This window comes from Oceanospirillum sanctuarii (assembly GCF_002150805.1).
In the GTDB taxonomy this organism is placed as follows: domain Bacteria; phylum Pseudomonadota; class Gammaproteobacteria; order Pseudomonadales; family Halomonadaceae; genus Oceanospirillum; species Oceanospirillum sanctuarii.
Window position 1 is genome coordinate 220,175 of the sequence record NZ_MTBA01000004.1, and the last position, 14,737, is coordinate 234,911.

Sequence of the window (14,737 nt, forward strand, 5' to 3'; positions counted from 1 at the left end):
TGAAAGGAGCAATACCATGGCTAAGGTAGCTAAGAAAGAAGTTAAAAAAGAGATCAAAGCACGCGAAGCTAAGATCGAGAAGCACGAAAGCAAAGTTAAAAAACTGAAGAAAGCTCTGAAAAAAGCTAAGTAAGTTTTAGTGATCTGCTTTTAAAAAACGGCCTGCGGGCCGTTTTTTTATACCTGTGATCTGCGCCAGACCTATCCCCAAACCGTCCCTTCTATTCTTATTCCTACCGGATACCTTAAGCTCGCCTTTCTATGCAGTCCGGCTATTAACTTGATAAACTTGCCCTCCCCTGCCGCTGACTGAACAATGGATCTTTTCGTGAACCCGAGCCACCGCACAATCCGCACCGCCTTACTCACTCTCGTGATCGCTATGGGTTTACAACTGAGCTTTCAAACGCCTGCCGAGGCCGGAGCCATTCAGGTTGTCGATGATCAGAATCAAACGCTGACCCTGCCACAACCCGCAAAACGCATTATCAGCCTGGCGCCCAGCGTAACTGAACTGCTGTACAGTGCCGGAGCCGGAGACAAGGTTGTCGCTGTGGTGCAGTACAGTGACTTCCCGGAAGCGGCCAAAGCTCTGCCCAGAGTCGGTGGTTACACCCAGCTGGATATCGAACGTATTCTGTCCCTGCAACCGGATCTGGTGATCGGCTGGCAGAGCGGTAATCAGCCGGAAGCACTGGATAAGCTGCGCCAGCTGGGTATTCCGGTCTACATCACAGAAACCCGTTTTCTGGAACAGATCCCGGATACGCTGGAGCGTTTTGGCCAAATGGCCGACACCTTTGAAACAGCAGCCCGTGCAGCCAACCAGTTCCGTAGCACTCTGGATCAGCTGAAAAACCAGTATCAGGACAAAAACACCGTGAAGGTGTTTTATCAGGTCTGGAGTCAGCCGCTGATCACCATCAACAAACAGAATCTGATCAATCAGGTGATCGAAGCCTGCGGTGGTCAGAATGTCTTTGCCGAACTGAACACCATTGCCCCACGCATCGATGTGGAAGCGGTACTTAAAGCAAATCCCGATGCCATCGTTGCCAGCGGTATGGGTGTTGAACGTCCGGAATGGCTGGATGAATGGCTGAAATGGCCATCGATCAATGCGGTAAAAAACGATCAACTGCACTTTATTCCTCCCGGCCATATCCAGCGCCAGACGGTACGTGTGCTGCTGGGGGCTGAACGCCTGTGTCGGCAACTGGATCAGACCCGAACCTTGATGGCTGACAGTGTTGATCAGCAGGGATCTGCCCAGTGACAACCCAGTCCCTTGAAACCAGCCGAAGCTACAGTCAGCAGCAGAAGTTAAAGGTTTTTCTGCTGCTGGGCGGACTGGCTCTGGCCTGTATCGCCAGTCTGGTACTGGCACTGCTGACCGGTAGTATCAAGGTCACCGTTGGCGAGCTCTGGCAGCTGATTCAGTTTCAGCTTGGCCTCAGTGACCAGCCTGCCAATACCCTATCCGCGACGGTAGTTACTGAACTGCGCCTGCCCCGCGCCCTTTCAGCGCTAGTGGTTGGCGCGGAACTGGCTCTAGCCGGTTGCCTGATGCAGGTGCTTTTGCGTAACCCGCTGGCAGACCCCTATGTACTGGGTGTTTCCGGTGGTGCGGCTGTGGGTGCGCTTTTAAGCATCATGGCGGGATTGGGGAGTTTCTGGGTTTCCGGCAGCGCTTTTGTGGGTGCGTTAACGAACCTGTTGCTGGTGTTTGGTTTGTCTCACGCCAGCGGTGTCTGGTCACCTTCCCGACTGTTGTTAACCGGTGTGGTTACTGCTGCCGGCTGGGGTGCCATTATCAGCTTTATGCTCTCCATCGGTGAAGATAACCAGCTGCGTGGCATGCTGTTCTGGCTGATGGGCGATCTAAGTCGTGCCAGCCTGCCCGGTTGGCATGGCCTGTTTCTGCTGATGAGCCTAGCGCTAAGTGCGCTTTTAGCCCGCCCACTGAATATGATGTTGCGCGGTGAGCTACAGGCCAAAGCTCTTGGTGTAGCCGTTTATCCGCTACAGATCACCCTGTATCTGCTGGCCTCTGTGTTGACGGCATCAGCGGTAACACAGGCGGGCAGTGTGGGGTTTCTGGGGCTCGTGGTGCCGCATATTCTGCGTCTGAGTATCGGCTCTGATCACCGCCTGCTGTTACCGGCAACGGCTCTGGCCGGTGCCTGCCTGCTACTGCTGGCGGATACCCTCGCCCGCACTCTGATCGCGCCACAACAACTGCCGGTTGGTGTGATTACCGCCTTTATCGGTGTTCCGGTTTTCCTCTGGGTACTGCAGAAAAGTAATCGGGGTACCGTATGACTCAAAGTATCGAACCGAAAACCTTGTTAGCCTGCCAGGATCTGACCGTCAGCATCGGTGGCAAAACCCTGTGTCAGAACTGGCAACTGAAACTCAGACCCGGAGAGATCTGGGGCATTCTGGGGGGCAACGGCGCCGGTAAAACCACCCTGCTACATACACTAGCCGGATTGCGGGAAGCGGATCAGGGCGAGGTTCTGCTACTGGATAAACCGCTGCAACAGCTGAAAAACCGTCAGCGCGCCCAACAACTGGGTTTTCTGCTGCAGGATGACAGCACCGCATTTCCGGCAACCGTGCTGGAAACCGCCCTGCAGGGACGACACCCGCACATGGGGCTATTCAGCTGGGAAAGTGCAGAAGATGAGACCATTGCCATGGCTGCGCTTGAGCAGGTCGGCCTGAGCGATTACTGCCAACGTAATATCGACCAGCTCTCCGGCGGTGAACGCCAGCGCCTTAAGATCGCTACCCTGATGGTGCAACAGCCCAAGGTCTGGCTGCTGGATGAACCCGCTAACCACCTGGACCTGCATCATCAGGTCAGCCTGCTGGAACAACTGATCGGCTCGGTTAAAGACCAGTCCGGCACCCTGCTAATGAGCCTGCATGATCTGAATCTGGCCCAGCGCTTCTGTGACAAACTGATTCTTCTTTTCCCAACCGACGAAAACGGTAAAGGGCCTGAGATGGGCGATAAAGGGGAACTGCTGACGGAAGAGAAACTCCAACGCCTTTATCAGCATCCGATCCGCCGACTGGAAACCGATGCCGGGCCGGTCTTTATCCCGGCCTGATCACCGCTTAAACGGTTAACCCTGGACACCATTTAATGAACGTAAACAAACCGAACCCTCTGCATCTGAGCGTAACTCTTGTAGCTGCCTTTTCTCTGGTTCTGCTGCTGGCAACCAGCAATGCACAGGCGGCCTGGTGGTCTCCGGGTGGCGATGATGACAGCGATCAGCAGCGAGGCTATCAGGCAGAGTTTCCGATCAATGAGAACTACCGGTTTGAGTGCGGTGCCTGTCATATCGCCTATCCACCTCAGGTTTTGCCCAAGGCCAGTTGGCAAAACCTGTTTGCCAATCTGGGTGATCACTTTGGCGAAGCCGCAGCACCGGATCAACATCAGGCAGAAATCCTCAATTATCTGCAAAACTATGCCAGCGATAGCGCCAATGCCGGTAAATTCAAAGACTTTACCAAGCGTCTGCAATCACCTGCTCCGGTGCGAATTACTGAGCTTAATTTCTGGCGGCTAAAGCACGATAAGGTGCTAAAAAAAGAAGCCCGTTTTATTACCGACAACCCCGATGTTGGCAGCGCCAGCCGCTGTAACGCCTGCCATGAAGATGCAGAGCAAGGCCTGTTCCAGAAACACACGGTGTTAATCCCTAATGTTGAGAAACGGGAATACAAATAAGCCAGTCCCTTATAAAACAGGTGATCACCAGCTGATAAACGGCTGATTAATTACTGTCAGCGTCCTACATTGTAATCAGAGACCTTCACCCCCACTCTGATCAGCATTGAGTCATCTGAGAACGACTTTAAAGGATGACTGTTTGAACCTGACCGATTAGCGGAGAAATTATGCGTTTACTACACACCATGCTACGGGTGGGCGACCTGCAGAAGTCCATCGAGTTTTACACCAATGTGATGGGCATGAAGCTGCTGCGTCAGTCTGAAAATGAAGAGTACAAATACACCCTGGCGTTTCTGGGTTACGGCGATGAATCCGACACCACCGTAATTGAGCTGACCTACAACTGGGGCACTACCGAGTACGATATGGGCAGCGCCTTTGGTCACCTGGCCATTGAAGTGGATGATGTGTACAGCGCCTGCGATAAGATCCGCGCAGCCGGCGGCACCATCACCCGTGAACCGGGTCCGGTAAAAGGCGGCACTACGGAGATCGCTTTTGTCCGTGACCCCGACGGTTACGCCATTGAGCTGATCGCCAGTAAGTTTGCCGGTAAAGGTCTGGGCAAGGACTAATCTAAGCCCTTATCCGTCCGATACTCTAACGGCAGTGGAAATCTCTGGATTCCACTGCCGTTTTATTTTGTTCGCTTTTTTTGGGACTGTTCTTAGGGCACGACCCAGTATCTGGGATTCAGATAATCGGTATCCGCAGGTAACTCAGGGTTCGTCAGCCGGACAGAAACCTTCCCCGGCCATTGTTCAAGGGGGAACAGATGCTGAGTCACTTCATGATGGCGCATAAACTCCTCAAACGAGCCATCATCGATCATGCGCTCCAGGCCTTCTCTGATGCGCTCAGCTAATTCAGGATTGGATCGGCTGGTAAAGAAATACATCGGGAAAGGGTAATAGATCAGAGCATTATCCTCCCAGCTGATACCTGCGCCTTGCCCTACCTGATTGGCAACCTCGGCAGGACCTTCATGCACACCTCTGGGAAAAATATCGCAACGATTGCGCTTCAGCATGGCAAACAGAGTGTCATAGCGGGCGCTTCGCACCACCTTAAAGCCCCCCTGCTCTAAGATATCGCTATCCGGCCAGTGCATCCCCTGACAGGCACTCAGGCTTTTCAGTACCGACGCTCTGTCGCTGACCACATCAAAGGAACGCTGCAAACGCGCGGTCATAATAAAACCCCGGTAACCCAAAAGCCCTTTCACCAAGGGGATGCGAATGGCATTCAGATCCTTCTCCCGCTCGATACTGGTACCCATCCAGTAAACATCAATCCATTTACCCTCATTAAGATTCTCAACGGCACGCCCCTGCTCAATCACATGGGGAGCAAACACCACCTCTGCTGCCCCATAACGCACTTCGGTAAGCTGCAACGCCCGCTCAAGAAGCTGCTGAAAATAGTGATGACTGGCATCCGCTTTCGACTGAGGGGGAATAATCCGAATCTGCTGAGGCTCTCCGGTCATGGCGAAAACCGGTGAAGAGATAACAAGACAAAAAACCAACAGGGGTATGAGAACCCGATACAAGTGGGAAGTCATAAGGGATACCGGCCTTTTATTATGGTTTCTGGGCATCCGTTGCAGAGTTCAACAGCCAATCCAAACTGGCTGCTCTGACTAAAGCATAGTCAGAAACTTATCCTTTCTTGAGCTATTTTCAAACAAGTGTTTAAATGCTTTCAACTCCAATCTTCGGGAATCCGATATTACAGAATAAGAACGAGGGATTTATGTCCGACACATCACGGATCGCTTTTGAGCGCTCAGGCCACACCGCCATCGTACGCTTTAACCGCCCGGAAAAAATGAACGCACTGGATATGGCAACCTTTGCCGAGATTCTGAAGATCCAGCAAGAGATCGCGGCAGACAATACCATTCGAGTGGTCATTCTCACCGCAGCCGGAGATAACTTCTGTGCCGGTCTTGATGTACAGGGCGTCATGACCGATCCGAATGCGGTAGAAACCTTGCTCAGCAAGCCTGAGGATTACCAACTGGCAGAAGCAAAAGCCTTGGGGAACTATGTGCAGCAGGTCGTCGTAGGCTGGCAACAGCTTAAGGTTCCTGTGATTGCCTCTCTGAATGGCTATGTCTTTGGTGGCGGCCTGCAGATCGCATTAGGTGCTGACTTCCGCATCGCTCATGCAGAATGTCAGTTATCAGTCATGGAGATCCGCTGGGGCATTATTCCGGATATGGGTATCTCTGTTGTCGCACCCTCTGTCATCGCCCGTGATCAGCTGAAACTGCTGGCAATGACCGGAGACAGAATCTCAGGAACCCGCGCCCTTGAACTGGGTCTGGTGACTCAGGTTGAGGATTCACCGGAAGATGCAGCCCTGACACTGGCCGAAAACCTGAGCTACAAAAACCCTCAGGCGGTGCAGAGCATCAAGCAGCTGTTCAACAGCGAAAATCTGTCACCGTCTGAAAGTCTCGCCCTAGAGGAACATTTGCAGCGCCAGATTCTGTTCAGTCCGAACCAGATGGAAGCGGTTCAGGCCAATCTGCAAAAGCGCAAACCTGAGTTTAACTAGTCATGCGAGCCAGCAATCACTGCTGGCCTTTACGCATCAAACTGCTTCTTCCGTCTGTTGAGAACTTACCGATACACCCCTCATCAGGCGGAAGCTAATCCAAACCAACGGATAGGTGCTGATCACCGTGGTCAGGATATCCGCAAAGGTGTGGTAACCAAGCTGCATCATAAGAGCGCCGTAACCCACCCCAGCCACTAAAGCGAGCATCAGCGCCATAAAGGCTTTCAGATGAAGAATCAGAGAGTGCATGCCTTGCTTGTCCGGCTCAGGTGTCGGAAGTACCACCAACAGAACCAGCATCTGATAGAAAGGCAGCAAAATTGCCGTATGGGTACTGAAATCCAGCCCCCAGCTATGCCAGATGCCAAGCTTCAGTTCCAGAGCACTAAAGCCAAAGACCAGCAGTAAACTGACAGACAACAGAATAACCGCCGGTTTGAGCTGCCCCGCCTGATAAGCGATCCAAAAAACCATCAGCACCAAAAGAGGCGTATAAAGATCCGCAACTATCGGCCACATAAGAACCTCCATTTATCCGTTGTCGTATATCTTTGGTCATAAATAACCTGACAGATATTACGTTTACTCACGAAAAGCGACCATGTAAAACTTTATCTACAAATCAATATGTTAGAACAGCTTTACCCGCTATGCCTTTACCGTTAGTCTAGCCGCCTGTAAAACCAGCCTGACGATAAATCTGCCCGATATCTTGTGGGGCAGCTAAAATCTGATTTTGTTCTGACGGGGGAATCCGGAGTTCCTGATATGGATCCAATAGCAAAAAACATTCATGAACGGGCAAGACAATTGACCCGCGATCTGCTGGAGCCGCACACCGAAGTCTTTAAAGGTGCTGCCGAGCTTACCGCCAGTGGTTCTCAGGCTTTGGGTATTGTGAACTCAGAGCTGACACGCCTGGCTCTGAACTGTCCCAACGCAGAAGAGAAAGAAGCCATTATTGAAGGTTTCTCACGAGCTCTGGCTCAGCTTAAATGGAATGCTGAAGATGCCGCCGGTCTGGTGCGCAACCTTGAGAAAGAGCTATTGCCACGCTAGGGCAAACAAACCTCTCCTCAAAAATAAAGGCACAGCTGATTTTCAGCCTGAGCCGATAAAAAAGGCTCAGAAATCTGAGCCTTTTTGCTTTATTTCCTTCTTCAATTCACCTTCAGTGAATCAGTCTATCTACAGATCACACAGATCGCGCATCGCTTCGTGAGTGCTGAGATAGACCTGCCCCGGAGCCAGATGCTGCAGAAAATGCGTCTGCTTGAGCTGATCCATCACCGGCCCTTTGACATCAGACAGATGCAGCGTAATCCCAGATTCCCGCAGATTTTCGATCATCATTTCTAACGTCTCCAACGCGCTGGCATCGATAAAGCTGATGCCGTTGCAGATCAGCACCAGATGCTGCAACTGTGGTTGCTCAGAGACAATGGCCATTACCTCGTCTTCGATATAACGGGTATTGGCAAAATAGAGGTTTTCATCAATCCGCAGCCCTAAACAGCACGGGTTGGTTTTAACCTCAAAGCGTTTGACGTTGCGGAAGTGCTCACTGTCTCCCACACGACCGACAACGGCGATATGAGGATGACTGGTACGCTGCAGCAGCAAAGCGACCGACAGCACCATACCGGCTAACAAGCCTGCTTCAACCCCTGCTACCAGCACCATACCGAAGGTTACCGCCAACGTCAGAGCATCCGCACGGTTAAAGTTCCAGGTTTTTTTAATACCGGAAAGGTCGATCAAAGGCAGCACCGCCATAATCACGATCACACCCAGCACGGCCTTTGGCAGGTAATAAAACCAGGGTGTGAAATAGAGCACCGTCAGCGCAAGACCGGATGCGGTAATCACAGAAGCTACCGTAGTCTGGGCACCCGAGGCATCATTCACCATTGATCGACCAAAGCCACCAGCCACCGGATATGCCCCACCAAAGGCTGCGCCAATATTGGCAAAGCCCAGAGCGATCAGCTCTTTATCCGGCATGATGCGCTCCCGGCGCTTACTGGCCAGCGCAGTGCCTACAGAAACACTCTCTAAGAAGCCCACCAAGGCGATCAACACCGCTGCAGGCAACAGCCCTAGCCACCAATCCATCTCAAAAGGCAGCAGTGAAACCGACGGCAAGCCGGCCGGAATCTCACCGATAATTTTAACGCCATATTGGTCATTCAGGTCAAAGCCAACCACCATGCCGACACCGGCCAGAATGGCAAACATAGGGCCCGCTTTTGCCATAGAGCTTGCCAGCAGATCCGATGCCCCCAGTTTTTTCAAAGCAGCCGCCAGATGATTTTTACTGAACCACATCATAAAGAAGGCCGTAAGCCCCACAACAAGAGTGGCCGGATTCAACGAGGGGAGATTAATCGTCAGATTATTCAGGGTTTCATAGAAATGATGACCACGGGGAAACTCCAGACCAAAAACATACTTCAGCTGGCTGAAGGCGATCATAAGTGCAGCCGCACTGGTAAAACCGGTAATCACCGAGTGACTGAGGAAGTTCACCAGCGTCCCCAGACGCAGAATAAACATCAGCAGAAGAACGACGCCGACCAGTAACGCCAGCACCATCGCCGTGGTGATATAAAGATCCGTTCCCGGCTGGGCATGCTGAGAAACCGCCTCTCCTACCATCAGGGACGCTATCGCCACCGGCCCGACTGCAAGGCTACGGCTACTGCCCAGAAGCGCATAGATAAAGAGAGGGATAATGCCGGCGTAAAGCCCCATCTGAGGTGGTAAACCTGCCAGAAAAGCATAAGCCATCCCCTGAGGAACCAGCATGATCGCCACGATGATGCCTGCCAGCCCATCGTTGACCAGCGTTTCCTTCCGGTACTGAGACAACCAACCCAGAATAGGAAAAACCTGCTGCAGGCGACTTTGCTTCTTGTTAAGAGCAGCTTTATCTGTTGTATCAACCGATGTAGCGGATACTGATTTTTTTGCGGAAGATGTCATAAGCGGATGACCTTACCGTTAAAACTTTTTGGAATATTGTTATCATAAATGATTATATGCTAATATTCCATCAAATCGAGCCAAACGGCTTCAGGCACGCAAACACGTTAAACACCCGTGCCAGCGAACAAATAAAACAAAAGAACACTATTTTAAGGTAACAGCTTAACGGTAACTGCTCGCAAACGCTTACCCTGCGCTGGCTGCTGAAGGAGATATCTGATGAATGCTCAAATTAAAGCTTTCTTCCATGAAGACACCTCAACCTTCACCTATGTTGTGCATGATGGCAAAAATCCTCAGTGTGCTGTTATCGACCCGGTACTGGACTTTGATTACAAGTCCGGCAGCACCAGCACGGAATCCGCTGACGAAGTCATTCAGTGGATCAAAGATCACCAGCTGACCCCTGAATGGATTCTGGAAACCCACGCCCACGCCGATCATATCAGCGGTGCCAAACACATTCAGTCAGAGCTGGGTGGCAAGATCGCCATCGGCGAACACATCACCCTGGTGCAGGGCGTATTCAAGAAAGTATTCAACTATGGCGATGAGTTTGTCACAGATGGCCATCACTTTGATGACCTGATGGTAGCCGGAAGCGGATTTAAAATTGGCGAGCTTGAAGCCAAGGTGCTGCACACTCCGGGCCATACGCCAGCCTGTGTTACCTATGATATTGCCGGTAAACTGTTTGTCGGCGACACCCTGTTTATGCCGGATGTGGGTACTGCCCGCTGTGACTTTCCCGGTGGTGATGCAGAAACCTTGTATGACTCCATTCATACCCTGCTGAGCTACCCGGAAGACACCGAGCTCTATATGTGCCACGACTATCCGCCGGAAGGCCGTGAGATTCGTCATATGAGCACCGTTGCGGAACAGAAAGAGAGCAATATCCATGTCGGCAAAGGCGCAAGCAAAGCTGACTTTGTTGAGATGCGCTCAACCCGTGACAGCACACTGGAGATGCCGAAGCTGATTCTGCCATCCATCCAGATCAATATCCGTGCTGGTGAACTGCCGGATGCAGAGAACAACGGAGTATCTTATCTGAAACTGCCTCTGAATCAGTATAAGTAAGTCTTAACCCCCTATTTAAGTAAGCCTTAACCCCCCCTATCCTTCTGAGCCTGTCATCAGGTTCAGACTGACATAAAAAAACCGCCGCGTCTTACGACAGCGGCGGTTTTTTTCGGTCGGGTGTTTTTTCTAACACCCAACACAGATCTCAGTCAGCTTACAGCTGGCTACGACCTTTCTGTGCAGCAATACGCATACGCAGAGCATTCAGCTTGATAAAGCCTTCCGCGTCTTTCTGATCGTAAGCACCGGCATCGTCTTCGAAAGTTACGATGTTGCCGTCGTACAGGCTGTCTGCAGACTCACGACCCACAACGATAACGTTGCCTTTGTACAGTTTCACACGAACCACACCGTTCACGTATTCCTGAGACTCATCGATCATGGTCTGCAGCATCTTACGCTCTGCACTCCACCAGTAACCGTTATAGATCAGCTCAGCGTATTTCGGCATCAGGCTGTCTTTCAGGTGAGCCGCTTCACGGTCCAGAGTGATGGACTCGATCGCACGGTGTGCTTTCAGGATGATGGTGCCCCCTGGAGTTTCGTAGCAACCACGGGCTTTCATACCCACGTAACGGTTTTCTACGATGTCTACACGGCCGATACCGTTCTCACCACCTACTTTGTTCAGGTAGGTCAGAACAGTCGCAGGGCTCATCTCTTCACCGTTGATCGCAACGATGTCACCTTTCTTGAAGGTCAGGTCCAGATAAGTTGCTTCGTCCGGAGCACGCTCAGGGCTCACAGACCAACGCCACATATCTTCTTCCGGCTCAGCCATAGGATCTTCCAGAATGCCACCCTCGTAAGAGATGTGCAGCAGGTTAGCATCCATGGAATAAGGAGACTTCTTCTTGTTAGAAGAGAAATCAACCGGAATGTTGTGGTCTTCACAGTACTTCATCAGGGTGTCACGGGAAGTCAGATCCCACTCACGCCAAGGAGCGATCACTTTAACACCTGGTTTCAGAGCGTAAGCGCCCATTTCGAAACGAACCTGGTCGTTACCTTTACCGGTTGCACCGTGAGCAATCGCGTCAGCACCTGTTTCGTTAGCGATCTCAACCAGACGCTTAGCGATCAGAGGACGTGCGATAGAGGTACCCAGCAGGTACTCACCTTCATAGATGGTGTTGGCACGGAACATAGGGAATACGAAATCACGAACGTACTCTTCACGTACGTCTTCGATGTAGATCTCTTTAACACCCAGAGCTTCAGCTTTGGCACGTGCTGGCTCTACTTCTTCACCCTGACCCAGGTCAGCAGTAAAGGTCACTACTTCGGCGTTATATTCGTCCTGTAACCAGCGCACGATTACAGAAGTATCCAGGCCACCAGAATAGGCCAGTACTACTTTTTTAATGTCTGACATTGGATGCTCCACGCTGACTAAAACGGCCAGAGACCTCTCTGACCCTATCAATTTTCTCAATGATCAATCCGACAGAACAACGATAAACGGCTATCACTGGGATAGCCGTTTCAGGTATTTCGTCTGCCTGAAGAAATTCTTGCGCAATAGTATATACGAGTTGAAGAAAAGTTACGATTTGAGAAAAAGCGACACATCAAAATAAACTTTTTCTCTGACGACCCGCCTCAACAGGCTCAAACCTTTCCCGTTATCAGAAGGATTATTGCAGTTCGCCGTTAAACTCACCGGTATATTCAGGCTCTGCATTCGGATCACCCGGTGCCAGACCTTCACGCTCCAGACGAATAGTGACACGACGGTTCTTCGCACGGTTTGCCTTGGTGGTATTCGGCACAATCGGATAACGCTCACCATGGTAACGGGCGGTCACCATAGCTTCATCCAGACCAACGTCCAGCAGGTAGTTCAGCACCGTATCGGTACGCTGCTTAGAAAGCTTACGGTTATCCCGACGGCTGCCATAACTGTCAGAGTGACCGTCCAGGAAGACAAACTTCACGGATGGGTCAGCTTTGATATAACGAACAATCAGGCTCAGCAGCTCTTTGTCATCAGCTGTGATATCAAAACCACCTCCCGGGAAGGACACCGTGGAACGGGCAATCTGATCAAAGTTCACCGGCAGCAACTCACCGCGACAGGCGATATAGTCAAAGTAAGCGGGTTTGAAATTCAGCGCACTGAGATGACCACGCACCGGCGCATAACGGGTGTCTTTCGGGGTCTGCATGAAAGTAGGATTCATACCACGATTGAGAGATTCGATCATAAGGTGAGCCTGAGGTGAATCCACACGTACCCCTTCTTCGCCTTCGCCCACAGAAACACGCCCCAGATCCAACGGCGCATCACCGGGTTTCCATTCAGGCGCAAGCGCCATCAGGTCGGCCCGACCTTTACGCAAAGGCTGGCCCAGAGGCTCAAGGAAAAATTTCAGATCCTCACCGGAACGGTGAGTAAAACGGGCGACGCCCATTTCAGGAATAGGATGAGTGAGTTCGCAATACAGCGGAGAAGGTTCTGTCGCCTTCCATTCGCTGTTACCGATACCGGCACCGTAATCTGCAGCCATCAGTACAGGCGACAACAAAAGGCCCGATGCGATAGCCAGCCAGTGTATTCCCCGTGACGTTTTCGCCAATGACCGAGTAAGCGGCATCAGTTGCAATCTCCTTGATTTTTAAGAACTCTCATTTTGCCCTGATCGGCCTGCAAACTCAAAACTTTAGCCTATATCTGACGGTTTGAATCAGTTACCATCTGTCCATCGTACTATTGACCAAACAGACTAGGGAGCAAAGGGTCTTGGATTCTTTCACATCTGAAGCAGAGCATTTTGGCGACAAACACCCGATGGCCTACCGCTTCCGCGGCTTCCTGCCAGTGGTAGTTGATGTTGAAACTGCAGGTTTTAACGCCAAAACCGATGCGTTGCTGGAGATTGCAGCTGTTACCCTGATGATGGATGAAGACGGGTATCTGCACCCTTATAACACCTACTCCTGCCATGTTGAGCCTTTCGAAGGTGCCAACATCGAACAGGCCGCGCTGGATTTCACCAAAATCGATCTGGATAACCCGATCCGTAAAAGCATGGCGAAAAGTGAACAGCAGGCTTTAGGCGAGATCTTCAAACCGGTTCGTAAAGCGCTGAAAGAGTTCGACTGTACCCGCGCCGTTCTGGTGGGACACAACGCCAGTTTTGATCAGGGCTTCCTGAATGCCGCCGTTGATCGCAGCGGCATCAAGCGTAATCCGTTCCACCCTTTCTCAAGCTTTGATACGGCAACTTTATCCGGACTGGCGTACGGCCAGACGGTTCTGGCAAAAGCCTGCAAAGTGGCGGGTATCAACTTCGACAACAGTCAGGCGCACTCTGCCCGTTACGATACTGAGAAAACCGCTGAGCTGTTCTGCTCTATCGTAAACCGTTGGAAAGAACTGGGCGGCTGGGAACTGGCTGCAGAAGAGCAACATCGCCTGAGAGACTAAGATCAGATTTGACAGCAAAACACCATCTGCGCTTGGTGTATATGGCTGAAAATCAAAAAGCCCTGACATGTTAAACATGGTCAGGGCTTTTTTGTGGCGCAGCTTACAAGCCTTTCAACTCATAACCTTCACCGGCTGTTTTTCCGAAAAGGGAAATTACAGCTTGCCAGCTTCGTCAGCCAGGTAAGAAGCAACACCTTCCGGAGATGCAGTCATACCTTTGTCGCCTTTGTTCCAGCCAGCCGGGCAAACTTCACCGTGCTCTTCGGTGAACTGCAGCGCGTCAACCAGACGAATCAGCTCGTCCATGTTACGACCCAGAGGCAGATCGTTAACGATCTGAGAACGTACGTTACCTTCCTGGTCGATCAGGAAAGCACCACGGAATGCAACGCCACCGTCTGCTTCAACGTCATACGCCTGGCAGATTTCGTGCTTAACGTCAGCAACCATGGTGTATTTAACCTGGCCGATACCGCCATCGTTGATAGCGGTGTTACGCCATGCGTTGTGAGTGAACTGAGAGTCGATAGAAACCGCTACAACTTCAACGTTACGAGCTTTGAACTCGTCCATGCGGTGATCCAGAGCGATCAGCTCAGATGGGCAAACGAAAGTGAAGTCCAGTGGGTAGAAGAATACCAGACCGTACTTGCCTTTCAGCGCCTCAGTCAGGTTGTAGTTATCAACGATTTCGCCAGTACCCAGTACAGCTGCTGCAGTAAAGTCAGGAGCTTTTTTTCCAACCAATACGCCCATTTTAATTCTCCAATTTTTGGGTTGTTTTAATCACAAATCTTAAGCAAAAAAATTCTGACACCGTAAGGTGTCAGAATTAAAAAAATATCCACACAAAGTAGATATAGGCATAAATTCAGACATTCAAGCCTGATTTATGCACTCAATTAAAC

General features: G+C 51.2%; 15 protein-coding genes. 9 read left to right on the forward strand and 6 right to left on the reverse strand.

Features of this window, described 5'->3' with window-relative positions:
* Positions 1-328 precede the first annotated feature (328 nt).
* The 5 genes from BV405_RS07990 (at position 329) to gloA (ending at position 4,329) form a co-directional block, all read left to right on the forward strand.
* Positions 329-1,276, forward strand: a complete 948-nt coding sequence (locus tag BV405_RS07990; RefSeq protein ID WP_217895602.1) for a cobalamin-binding protein — start codon at positions 329-331, stop codon at positions 1,274-1,276.
* Complete coding sequence (locus tag BV405_RS07995) at positions 1,273-2,322, forward strand: FecCD family ABC transporter permease (protein WP_217895603.1); 1,050 nt, start codon at positions 1,273-1,275, stop codon at positions 2,320-2,322. Before BV405_RS07990 ends, BV405_RS07995 begins: the two co-directional genes overlap by 4 nt.
* Positions 2,319-3,119, forward strand: a complete 801-nt coding sequence (locus BV405_RS08000; protein WP_086480348.1) for an ABC transporter ATP-binding protein — start codon at positions 2,319-2,321, stop codon at positions 3,117-3,119. Before BV405_RS07995 ends, BV405_RS08000 begins: the two co-directional genes overlap by 4 nt.
* A 35-nt stretch (positions 3,120-3,154) precedes the next feature.
* Complete coding sequence (locus BV405_RS08005) at positions 3,155-3,748, forward strand: hypothetical protein (protein WP_086480349.1); 594 nt, start codon at positions 3,155-3,157, stop codon at positions 3,746-3,748.
* Positions 3,749-3,918: 170 nt separating this feature from the next.
* Positions 3,919-4,329 (forward strand): lactoylglutathione lyase, encoded by a 411-nt coding sequence (gene gloA / locus BV405_RS08010; protein ID WP_086480350.1) that lies wholly within the window; start codon positions 3,919-3,921, stop codon positions 4,327-4,329.
* A 92-nt stretch (positions 4,330-4,421) separates the two neighbouring features.
* Here gloA and BV405_RS08015 read toward each other — a convergent pair whose 3' ends face one another.
* Complete coding sequence (locus BV405_RS08015) at positions 4,422-5,318, reverse strand: type 2 periplasmic-binding domain-containing protein (RefSeq protein WP_140054522.1); 897 nt, start codon at positions 5,316-5,318, stop codon at positions 4,422-4,424.
* A 191-nt stretch (positions 5,319-5,509) separates the two neighbouring features.
* Here BV405_RS08015 and BV405_RS08020 point away from each other — a divergent pair, with 191 nt between their 5' ends.
* Entirely contained in the window at positions 5,510-6,319 is an 810-nt protein-coding gene (locus BV405_RS08020; RefSeq protein WP_176330082.1) for a crotonase/enoyl-CoA hydratase family protein, read from the forward strand.
* A gap of 36 nt (positions 6,320-6,355) precedes the next feature.
* Here the strand turns inward: BV405_RS08020 and BV405_RS08025 are convergent, their stop codons facing one another.
* Positions 6,356-6,841 (reverse strand): hypothetical protein, encoded by a 486-nt coding sequence (locus BV405_RS08025; protein WP_140054524.1) that lies wholly within the window; start codon positions 6,839-6,841, stop codon positions 6,356-6,358.
* 249 nt (positions 6,842-7,090) lie between these two features.
* Between BV405_RS08025 and BV405_RS08030 the strand changes: the two genes are divergently transcribed.
* Complete coding sequence (locus tag BV405_RS08030) at positions 7,091-7,381, forward strand: hypothetical protein (RefSeq protein ID WP_140054525.1); 291 nt, start codon at positions 7,091-7,093, stop codon at positions 7,379-7,381.
* A 129-nt stretch (positions 7,382-7,510) separates the two neighbouring features.
* Here BV405_RS08030 and BV405_RS08035 read toward each other — a convergent pair whose 3' ends face one another.
* Positions 7,511-9,307: a SulP family inorganic anion transporter gene (locus tag BV405_RS08035; RefSeq protein ID WP_086480355.1), complete on the reverse strand. Its 1,797-nt coding sequence runs from the start codon at positions 9,305-9,307 to the stop codon at positions 7,511-7,513.
* A 219-nt stretch (positions 9,308-9,526) separates the two neighbouring features.
* Between BV405_RS08035 and BV405_RS08040 the strand changes: the two genes are divergently transcribed.
* Positions 9,527-10,393, forward strand: a complete 867-nt coding sequence (locus BV405_RS08040) for an MBL fold metallo-hydrolase (RefSeq protein ID WP_425435136.1) — start codon at positions 9,527-9,529, stop codon at positions 10,391-10,393.
* Between the two features lie 157 nt (positions 10,394-10,550).
* Here BV405_RS08040 and BV405_RS08045 read toward each other — a convergent pair whose 3' ends face one another.
* Complete coding sequence (locus tag BV405_RS08045; RefSeq protein WP_086480357.1) at positions 10,551-11,771, reverse strand: argininosuccinate synthase; 1,221 nt, start codon at positions 11,769-11,771, stop codon at positions 10,551-10,553.
* A 262-nt stretch (positions 11,772-12,033) separates the two neighbouring features.
* Entirely contained in the window at positions 12,034-12,993 is a 960-nt protein-coding gene (locus BV405_RS08050; RefSeq protein WP_086480358.1) for a flagellar protein MotY, read from the reverse strand.
* Positions 12,994-13,187: 194 nt separating this feature from the next.
* Between BV405_RS08050 and rnt the strand changes: the two genes are divergently transcribed.
* The gene (rnt, locus tag BV405_RS08055) at positions 13,188-13,826 is read left to right on the forward strand and encodes a ribonuclease T (RefSeq protein ID WP_086481127.1); all 639 of its coding nucleotides are present in this window, start codon (positions 13,188-13,190) and stop codon (positions 13,824-13,826) included.
* A gap of 156 nt (positions 13,827-13,982) precedes the next feature.
* Here rnt and BV405_RS08060 read toward each other — a convergent pair whose 3' ends face one another.
* Positions 13,983-14,585 (reverse strand): peroxiredoxin, encoded by a 603-nt coding sequence (locus tag BV405_RS08060; protein WP_086480359.1) that lies wholly within the window; start codon positions 14,583-14,585, stop codon positions 13,983-13,985.
* Positions 14,586-14,737: the final 152 nt, after the last annotated feature.

Coding starts and splice junctions, on each gene's coding strand:
- BV405_RS08000 (WP_086480348.1), top strand. CDS start 2,319: ATGACTCAAAGTATCGAACCGAAAACCTTGTTAGCCTGCCAGGATCTG.
- BV405_RS08005 (WP_086480349.1), top strand. CDS start 3,155: ATGAACGTAAACAAACCGAACCCTCTGCATCTGAGCGTAACTCTTGTA.
- gloA (WP_086480350.1), top strand. CDS start 3,919: ATGCGTTTACTACACACCATGCTACGGGTGGGCGACCTGCAGAAGTCC.
- BV405_RS08015 (WP_140054522.1), bottom strand. CDS start 5,318: ATGACTTCCCACTTGTATCGGGTTCTCATACCCCTGTTGGTTTTTTGT.
- BV405_RS08020 (WP_176330082.1), top strand. CDS start 5,510: ATGTCCGACACATCACGGATCGCTTTTGAGCGCTCAGGCCACACCGCC.
- BV405_RS08025 (WP_140054524.1), bottom strand. CDS start 6,841: ATGTGGCCGATAGTTGCGGATCTTTATACGCCTCTTTTGGTGCTGATG.
- BV405_RS08030 (WP_140054525.1), top strand. CDS start 7,091: ATGGATCCAATAGCAAAAAACATTCATGAACGGGCAAGACAATTGACC.
- BV405_RS08035 (WP_086480355.1), bottom strand. CDS start 9,307: ATGACATCTTCCGCAAAAAAATCAGTATCCGCTACATCGGTTGATACA.
- BV405_RS08045 (WP_086480357.1), bottom strand. CDS start 11,771: ATGTCAGACATTAAAAAAGTAGTACTGGCCTATTCTGGTGGCCTGGAT.
- BV405_RS08050 (WP_086480358.1), bottom strand. CDS start 12,993: ATGCCGCTTACTCGGTCATTGGCGAAAACGTCACGGGGAATACACTGG.
- rnt (WP_086481127.1), top strand. CDS start 13,188: ATGGCCTACCGCTTCCGCGGCTTCCTGCCAGTGGTAGTTGATGTTGAA.
- BV405_RS08060 (WP_086480359.1), bottom strand. CDS start 14,585: ATGGGCGTATTGGTTGGAAAAAAAGCTCCTGACTTTACTGCAGCAGCT.